The 8,888-nt window shown below is 67.2% G+C and carries 8 protein-coding genes; all 8 read left to right on the plus strand.

The features are described 5' to 3' along the window. Position 1 precedes the first annotated feature (1 nt). Positions 2 to 2,401: an efflux RND transporter permease subunit gene (locus AC3WOS_RS16320; protein WP_492717074.1), complete on the plus strand. Its 2,400-nt coding sequence runs from the start codon at positions 2 to 4 to the stop codon at positions 2,399 to 2,401. Continuing rightward, entirely contained in the window at positions 2,401 to 2,706 is a 306-nt protein-coding gene (locus AC3WOS_RS16325; RefSeq protein WP_492717075.1) for a hypothetical protein, read from the plus strand. The genes AC3WOS_RS16320 and AC3WOS_RS16325 overlap by 1 nt, the downstream gene beginning before the upstream one ends. Next, a complete protein-coding gene (locus tag AC3WOS_RS16330; RefSeq protein ID WP_492717076.1) occupies positions 2,642 to 4,291 on the plus strand; it encodes a 3-(methylthio)propionyl-CoA ligase in 1,650 nt (549 codons plus the stop codon). The genes AC3WOS_RS16325 and AC3WOS_RS16330 overlap by 65 nt, the downstream gene beginning before the upstream one ends. Positions 4,292 to 4,315: 24 nt before the next feature. Continuing rightward, entirely contained in the window at positions 4,316 to 4,900 is a 585-nt protein-coding gene (locus AC3WOS_RS16335; RefSeq protein ID WP_492717077.1) for an RBBP9/YdeN family alpha/beta hydrolase, read from the plus strand. A gap of 99 nt (positions 4,901 to 4,999) precedes the next feature. Beyond that, positions 5,000 to 5,980, plus strand: a complete 981-nt coding sequence (locus tag AC3WOS_RS16340) for a quinone oxidoreductase family protein (protein ID WP_492717078.1) — start codon at positions 5,000 to 5,002, stop codon at positions 5,978 to 5,980. 10 nt (positions 5,981 to 5,990) lie between these two features. Further along, complete coding sequence (locus AC3WOS_RS16345; protein WP_492717079.1) at positions 5,991 to 6,839, plus strand: TauD/TfdA dioxygenase family protein; 849 nt, start codon at positions 5,991 to 5,993, stop codon at positions 6,837 to 6,839. An 83-nt stretch (positions 6,840 to 6,922) separates the two neighbouring features. Next, complete coding sequence (locus AC3WOS_RS16350; protein ID WP_492717080.1) at positions 6,923 to 7,975, plus strand: beta-keto acid cleavage family enzyme; 1,053 nt, start codon at positions 6,923 to 6,925, stop codon at positions 7,973 to 7,975. Between the two features lie 80 nt (positions 7,976 to 8,055). Continuing rightward, a partial coding sequence (locus tag AC3WOS_RS16355; protein WP_492717081.1) for an MFS transporter occupies positions 8,056 to 8,888 on the plus strand: 833 nt, incomplete at its 3' end.

The following is an 8,888-nucleotide window of genomic DNA, read 5'->3' on the forward strand; positions in this document are numbered from 1 at the left end:
AATGGACATGTCAACCGACGGGATCGACAGCATGCCGGTGGTGCGCGATCTGGCGCATTTCGATCAGCGCTCCGGCAACGTGCTGGAACGGCTGGTGTTCAATCACCGGCTGTGGATGATCGTGCTGTGCACGGTCGTGACGCTGGTGCTGGGCGCGCTGGCCGCGACCCGCTTGCACCTGAACGCCAGCTTCGAGAAGATGCTGCCGCAGGGCCAGCCCTATATCCAGAACTACCTGCACAACAAGGACGCGCTGCGCGGCCTGGGCAACGCGCTGCGGGTGGTGGTGGAAAACCCGCAGGGCGACATCTTCGACCCGCGCTACCTGGAAGCGCTCAAGCAGGTCAACGATGAACTGTTCCTTACGCCCGGCGTGGACCGGGCCTGGATGAAGTCCATGTGGACCCCGTCCGTGCGCTGGAACGAGGTGACGGAGGAGGGCTTCCAGGGCGGCCCCGTAATGCCGGACGGGTATGACGGCTCGCCGCGCAGCGTCGAACAGCTCAAGATCAACATCGCCCGCTCCGGCATCGTGGGCAGCCTGGTGGGCAACAACTTCAAGTCCACCATGATCTTCGTGCCGCTGCTGGACAAGGACCCGGCTACCGGCAAGGCGATCGACTATTCCGAACTGGCCCACGCCATCGACAAGACGGTGCAGGCGCGCCAGGGCGGCGCCTATCCGGTGCGCATCCACGTGATCGGCTTCGCCGAGCTGATCGCCGAACTGCTGGCCGGCATGGCCAAGGTCATCATGTACTTCGGCGTGGCCGCGCTGGTGGCCACGGCCGTCATCTTCGCCTACACCCGCTGCGTGCGCTCCACCGTGCTGGTGGTGGCGTGTTCGCTGGTGGCCGTGCTGTGGCAACTGGGGCTGGTGGCCGCATTCGGTTTTGAACTGGACCCGTTCTCCATCCTGGTGCCGTTCCTGGTGTTCGCCATCGGCGTTTCGCACGGCGCCCAGAAGATGAACGGCATCATGCAGGACGTGGGGCGCGGCACCCATCTGCTGGTGGCGGCGCGCTACACCTTCCGCCGCCTGTTCCTGGCCGGCCTGACGGCGCTCCTGGCCGACGCTGTCGGCTTCGCCGTGCTGATGACGATCGACATCCCCGTGATTCGAGACCTGGCCATGACGGCCTCCATCGGCGTGGCCGTCCTGATCTTCACCAACCTGCTGCTGTTGCCGGTGCTGCTGTCCTATGTGGGCGTGTCGGCCGCCGCCGCCAAGCGCTGCATCCGCGAGGAGCACGACGAGGAAACGGGCCGCGGCCTGGGCAAGCTGTGGCTGACGCTGGACCGCTTCACCGAACCGCGCTGGGCCGGCATCACCGTGGCCGTGGCGCTGGCGCTGGCCGTCGGCGGCTTTGCCGTCAGCACCCACCTGAAGATCGGCGACCTCGATCCGGGTGCGCCCGAGCTGCGCGCCGAGTCGCGCTACAACCGCGACAACGCCTACATCACGGCCAATTATTCGCTGTCGTCCGACCAGTTCGCGGTGATGATCAAGACCCCGCCGGAAGGCTGCCTGAAATACGAGACGCTGGTCGAGGCCGACCGCCTGGCCTGGGCCCTGCAGCAGGTACCCGGCGTGCAGACCACCGTGTCGCTGGCCGACGCCGTGCGCCAGGTCACGGCCGGCACGTCCGAGGGCAGCCCGAAGTGGCTGACCATCTCGCGCAACCAGGACGTGCTCAATTACGGCGCCCAGCAGGCTTCCGTCAACAATCCCGACCTGTTCGACCGCGGCTGCTCGCTCATGCCCGTGATCGCCTACCTGTCCGACCACAAGGCCGAGACGCTGGAGCGCGTGGTGCAGGCGGCCGACGCCTTTGCGGCCGCCCACAACGGGCCCGAGCGCCAGTTCCTGCTGGCCGCCGGCAGCGCCGGCATCGAGGCCGCCACCAACATCGTGGTGCGCGAGGCCAACCACAAGATGTTGCTGTACGTGTATGCCGCCGTGATCCTGCTGTGCTTCGTCACCTTCCGCAGCTGGCGCGCCGTGCTGGTGGCCGTGCTGCCGCTGGTGCTCACTTCCATCCTGTGCGAGGCGCTGATGGTCATGCTGGGCATGGGCGTCAAGGTGGCGACCTTGCCCGTGATCGCGCTGGGCGTGGGCATCGGCGTCGATTATGCGCTGTACCTGGTGTCGGTGCAGCTGGTGCAGCAGCGCCAGGGCCAGTCGCTGGCCGAAGCCTACCGCCACGCGCTGCAGTTCACCGGCAAGGTGGTGGCGCTGGTGGGCGTGACACTGGCCGCCGGCGTGGTGTGCTGGGCCTGGTCGCCCATCAAGTTCCAGGCCGACATGGGCATCCTGCTCACCTTCATGTTCACGCTGAACATGGTGGGCGCCCTGGTGCTGGTGCCGGCGCTGTCGCACTTCCTGCTGCGCAAGGCGTAATGACGGCGGTACCGCGCAACGATCCCTGCGCCACCCCGGCGCCGGAGCCGGCCCTGGTGGCCGAGCTGCGGCGGCTGCGCGCGGCCGGCGCCTCGTTCGGCGCCATTGCCGCCGCCATGAACCGGCGCGGCCTGCGCGGCCGCATGGGCGGGCGCTGGTTCCCGGCCACCGTGCGCCTGTACCTGCTGCCGGCCGCGCCGCCACCACAGAATTCCATCCAATCGAACCAAGGAGTATGCAATGCTCGGCCTGATGCAACATCAATCGTTGCTGGTGTCTTCGCTGATCGAACACGCCTGCCATAACCATTCCGAGCGCGAAATCGTCTCGCGCACCAGCGAAGGACCCCTGCAGCGCAGCAGCTACGGCACCATAGGCCGGCGCGCGCGCCAGATGGCCAACGCGCTCACCCGCCTGGGCGTGCAGCCCGGCGAGCGGGTGGCCACGCTGGCCTGGAACGGCTACCGCCACATGGAGCTGTACTACGCCGTGTCGGGCATGGGCGCCGTGCTGCACACCATCAATCCGCGCCTGTTCGCCGAACAGATCACTTACATCGCCGACCATGCGCAGGATCAGTACCTGTTCTTCGATATCGGCTTCGCCGCCCTGATCGAACAGCTGGCGCCCACCATGACGGGCGTCAAGGGCTTCATCGCCATGACCGACCGCGCCCACATGCCGGCGGCGGACATTCCCAACCTGCTGTGCTACGAGGAGCTGATCGCGCCCGAAAGCGAGCAGTTCGCGTGGCCCGAGTTCGACGAGAACAGCGCCGCCACCCTGTGCTACACCTCGGGCACGACGGGCCATCCCAAGGGCGTGCTGTATTCGCACCGCTCGACGGTGCTGCACGCCATGGCCGCCTGCAGCGTGGATGGCCTGGGCGTGTCGGGCGACGAGTCGGCACTGGTGGTGGTGCCCATGTTCCACGTCAACGCCTGGGGCATGCCGTACGCGGGCGCGCTGTGCGGCGCCAAGCTGGTGCTGCCCGGCCCGCAGATGGACGGCAAGAGCATCTATGAACTGATGCGCGAGGAGCGGGTGACGCTGGCGCTGGGCGTGCCCACCGTGTGGCTGATGCTGTTCCGCCACGTGGAAGCCGGGCAGCTCGACCCGCGCCGTGAACTGTGCATGACGCGCTGCGTGATCGGCGGCGCCGCCGCGCCGCTGTCGATGATAGAACGCTTTGAGGAAGGCTTCGGCGCCACCGTGATCCACGCCTGGGGCATGACGGAGATGTCGCCGCTGGGCACGGTCTGCAAGCTGCTGCCCAGGCATGCGGCGCTGCCGGCCGCCGAACGCCACCGCCTGCAGATGAAGCAGGGCAGGGCGGTGTTCGGCGTGACGCTCAAGATCACCGACGACGAAGGCCACGCGCTGCCGCACGACGGCGTGGCGTTCGGCCACCTGAAGGTGCGCGGCCCGTGGATCGCCAGCGGCTACTTCGGCGGCGAGGGCGGCGAGGGGGGCAACATACTCGACGCCGACGGCTATTTCGACACGGGCGACGTGGCCACCATCGATGCCGACGGCTACATGCTCATCACCGACCGCGCCAAGGACGTGATCAAGTCCGGCGGCGAGTGGATTTCGTCGATCGATCTGGAAAACGCGGCCATGGACCATCCGGACGTGGCCGAGGCGGCCGTGATCGGCATCGCCCACCCCACCTGGCAGGAGCGTCCGCTGCTGGTGGCCGTGCGCAAGGCCGGCCGTGCGGTCACGCGCGACGAGCTGCTGGCGCACCTGGAGAGCCGCGTCGCCAAATGGTGGCGGCCGGACGACGTGGTGTTCGTCGACGAGCTGCCGCACACGGCCACCGGCAAGCTGCAGAAGATGAAGCTGCGCGAGATGTTCCGCGATTACCGCCTGCCGGGCCAGAACTGAACCCACACCGACGAGGAAAACCTGATGACTGAAACAACCACACCCACGCTGCTGATCGTCCCCGGCCTGCGCGACCACGTGCCGCAGCACTGGCAGACGCTGCTCCAGGCGGCCACGCCGGGCGCGCGTTCGGTGCCGCCCCTGACCGAGAATGGCCTGAGCCTGGCAGCCCGCGTGGAAGCGATCGACGCGGCGCTGGCCGACATCGCCGGCCCCGTGATCCTGGTGGCCCACAGCGCCGGCGTGCTGATGGCGGTCCACTGGGCCGCGCGCCACAAGCGCCCCATCCTGGGCGCGCTGCTGGTCACGCCGCCCGATCTGGAGGCCAGCTGGCCGGCCAACTATCCGCAGCCGGACACGCTGCGCGAGCACGGCTGGTCGCCCCTGCCGCGCACGCGGCTGCCGTTCCCAAGCATCGTGGCCGCCAGCAGCAACGATCATCTGGCCAGCCTGGATGCCGTCCACCGCATGGCCGCCGACTGGGGCAGCCAAGTGGTGGAACTAGGTGCCGTCGGCCATCTCAACCCGGCCGCCGGCTATGGCCCATGGCCCCGGGCCGAGGCGCTGATCGCCCAAGTGCAAACGCTGGCGACATCTGTCGTCAAATGAAAAGTCGCTGTCGCCCGATGCATGGCCGGATAAATTCGCCGCGTCTATACTGAATTCATCGTGTGGCAAGGCAGGACAACAAATCTGAGGAGAATAAGCATGGCAAAGGCAGTGCGTTTCAATGCGACCGGCGGACCGGAAGTACTGTACCTGGAAGATGTGGAAGTGGGCCAGCCAGGTCCCGGCGAAGTGCGCGTGCGCCATGTGGCCGTGGGCCTGAACTACGCCGACACTTACTTCCGCAACGGCACCTATCCGGTCCCGCTGCCCAACGGCATCGGGGTGGAAGCGGCCGGCGTGGTGGTGGCGCTGGGCGAGGGCGTGACCGGCCTGGCGCTGGGCGACCGCGTGACTTACACCGGCTTTCTCAACACCCTGGGCGCCTACAGCACCGAGCGCGTGATTTCAGCCGCGCCGCTGATCAAGCTGCCCGAGACCATCGCCTTCGAGACGGCGGCCGCCATGACCATGCGCGGTCTGACTTCGGCCTACCTGATGCGTCGCATCCATGACTTCCGCGCCGGCGACACCATCCTGCTGCACGCGGCGGCCGGCGGCGTGGGCCTGATCGTGTCGCAGTGGGCCAAGCTGCTGGGACTGAACGTGATCGGCACCGTGTCCACCCCGGCCAAGGCGGAAATGGCCATGGCCCACGGTTGCGACCACGTCATCAACTACAGCAGCGAGGACGTGGCCAAGCGGGTGCGCGACATCACCGGCGGGCGCGGCGTGGACGTGGTGTTCGACAGCGTGGGCAAGAACACCTTCATGTCCTCGCTCGACTCGCTGCGCAAGCGCGGCCTGATGGTGTGCGTGGGCACGGCCTCCGGCGCCATTCCGCCGTTCGATCCGGTGCTGCTGGCCATGAAAGGCTCGCTGTTCCTGACCCGTCCCGCGCTGGCCGACTACATCGCCGAGCCGGCCGAGAAGGCCGAACTGGCGGGCGAACTGTTCGACCATGTGGGCGCGGGCCGCATCAAGATCGAAATCAACCAGCACTATCCGCTGGCCGATGCGGTCCAGGCGCACCGCGACCTGGAGTCGCGCAAGACCACCGGTTCGTCGATTTTCGTGATCTGAGGAGACAGCCATGCGAGTAGAACAACTGACCTGCGCCATCGGTGCTGAACTGGTAGGCGTCAAGCTGGCCGACGCCATCCATGACGACGGCCTGTTCGCCGAACTGCGCGCCCAGCTGCTCAGGCACCGCGTGCTGTTCCTGCGCGACCAGGACTTCACCCGCGCCGAGCACGTGGCCTTCGCGCGCCGCTTCGGCGAGCTGGAAGGCCATCCGGTGGCCGGCAGCGATCCGGAGCACCCCGGCCTGGTGCGCATCTACAAGAACCCGGACCAGCCCAACGACCGCTACGAGAACGCCTGGCATGCCGACACCACCTGGCGCGCCGCGCCCCAGTTCGGCGCCGTGCTGCGCTGCATCGAGTGCCCGCCCGTGGGCGGCGACACCATGTGGGCCAACATGGCGCTGGCCTACGAGCGCCTGCCGGACGATGTGAAGCAGAAGATCGAAGGGCTGCGCGCGCGCCACAGCATCGAGGCCAGCTTCGGCGCGGCCATGCCGATCGAACGCCGGCTGGCGCTCAAGAACCAGTTTCCGGACGCCGAGCACCCGGTGGTGCGCACCCATCCCGAAACGGGCGAGAAGATCCTGTTCGTGAACGCCTTCACCACCCACATCACCAACTACCACACGCCCGATCGCGTGCGCTTCGGCCAGGACGCCAATCCGGGCGCCGGCAACCTGCTCAGCTACCTGATCAGCCAGGCCTATGTGCCGGAGTTCCAGGTGCGCTGGCGCTGGCAGCCCAACAGCGTGGCCATCTGGGACAACCGCTCGACCCAGCATTACGCCGTGATGGACTATCCGCCCTGCCACCGCAAGATGGAGCGGGCCGGCATCGTCGGCGACGTGCCGTTCTGAAGTTCGGATCCAGGCCATACCGCATCTAGCAGCATTTAATAGCAACTAACAGCAACTAACAGCAACTAAATCAGGAGACCAGCATGCAATTTCTCGACGATTCCCTGCACCCCGAGAACCAGGACAAAGTAGTCATCACCGTGGCGCCGTACGGCCCCGAGTGGGCGCCGGAAGACTTCCCGGAAGATATCCCCGTCACGATGGAGGAGCAGGTCCAGAAAGCCGTCGACTGCTATAACGCCGGCGCCACCGTGCTGCACCTGCATGTGCGCGAACTCGATGGCAAGGGCTCCAAGCGGCTCTCCAAGTTCAATGAGCTGATCGCCGGCGTGCGCGCCCGCGTGCCCGACATGATCATCCAGGTGGGCGGTTCGATCTCGTTCGCGCCGGAAGACGACGGCCAGGCCGCCAAGTGGCTGTCCGACGACACCCGCCACATGCTGGCCGAACTGGATCCGAAACCGGACCAGGTGACGGTGGCCATCAACACCTGCCAGATGAACATCATGGAACTGCTCTATCCCGAGTACCTGGAGGGCACCTCGCTGGCCTCGCCCATGATGCACGCGGCCTACAGCGAAATGACGGTGCCGGCCGGCCCGGCCTGGGTGCAGGAACACCTGCGCCGGCTGCAGGCGGCCAACATCCAGCCGCACTTCCAGCTGACCGGCATGCACGCGCTCGAAACGCTGGACCGGCTGGTGCGCCGCGGCGTCTACACCGGTCCGCTGAACCTGACCTGGATCGGCATCGGCGGCGGCTTCGACGGCCCCAATCCGTTCAACTTCATGGACTTCATCCGCCGCGCACCGGAAGGCGCCTGCATCACGGCCGAATCGCTGCTCAAGAACGTGCTGCCGTTTAACATGATGTCCATGGCCATGGGCTTCCACCCCCGTTGCGGCACCGAGGACACGCTGATCGACCAGCACGGCAAGCGCATGACGTCGGTACAGCAGATCGAGCAGTGCGTGCGCGTGGCGCGCGAACTGGGGCGCGAGGTGGCCAATGGCCAGGAAGCGCGTGCCATCTACAAGATCGGCGTACAGTACAAGGATGCCGAGGAGACGCTGCGCATGAACGGCATGGCGCCGAATCGCCAGCGCGGCCAGAAGAACGTGCCGCTGCGGACCTGATCCCGCGATCGGGCCGGCGCTGGCGTACGATGCCGGTGCCGGCTTTTTTTTCATCCAGCGCAACGCAATGAGAGCAGATCATGGCTTATCACACCCCCTCCGACGACGGCCTGGCCGACGACAACCCCAACGTTCCCCGCTATTACGCCTGGATCGTGTTCGCCCTCAGCTTTGGCTTGCTGATCTCCGACTACATGTCGCGCCAGGTGCTCAATGCCGTGTTCCCCCTGCTGAAGGTGGAATGGCAGCTGAGCGACGCCCGCCTCGGGCTGTTGAGCGGCATCGTGGCCCTGATGGTGGGCCTGCTGACCTTTCCCCTGTCGTTGCTGGCCGACCGCTGGGGACGGGTACGCAGCCTGGCCCTGATGGCCGTGCTGTGGAGCCTGGCCACGCTCGGTTGCGGCCTGGCCCAGGACTATAACCAGATGTTCGCGGCCCGCTTCCTGGTGGGCGTGGGCGAGGCGGCCTACGGCAGCGTGGGCATCGCCGTGGTGCTGTCGGTGTTCCCCAAGCACCTGCGGGCCACGCTGACGGGCGCCTTCATGGCCGGCGGCATGTTCGGTTCCGTGCTGGGCATGGCGCTGGGCGGCGGCATCGCGGCCCACATCGGCTGGCGCTGGGCCTTTGCCGGCATGGCCCTGTTCGGGCTGGCGCTGGCCGTGCTGTACCCCATCATCGTCAAGGAAGGGCGCATCGCGCCGCAAGGGCCGGCCCGTGGCGCCGACGGCGGCAAGGCGCCGCGCCTGCCGCTGGGCAGCCTGTTCGGCAGCCGTTCCGTGCGGGCGGCCTACGTGGGCAGCGGCCTGCAGCTGTTCGTGGGCGGCACCTTCATCGTCTGGATGCCCAGCTATATGAACCGCTACTACGCCATGGGCGCCGACCGCGCCGATGGCGGCCGATGGCTTCTGGATCG

The sequence above is a fragment of the Rugamonas sp. FW305-51 genome, assembly GCF_058786935.1.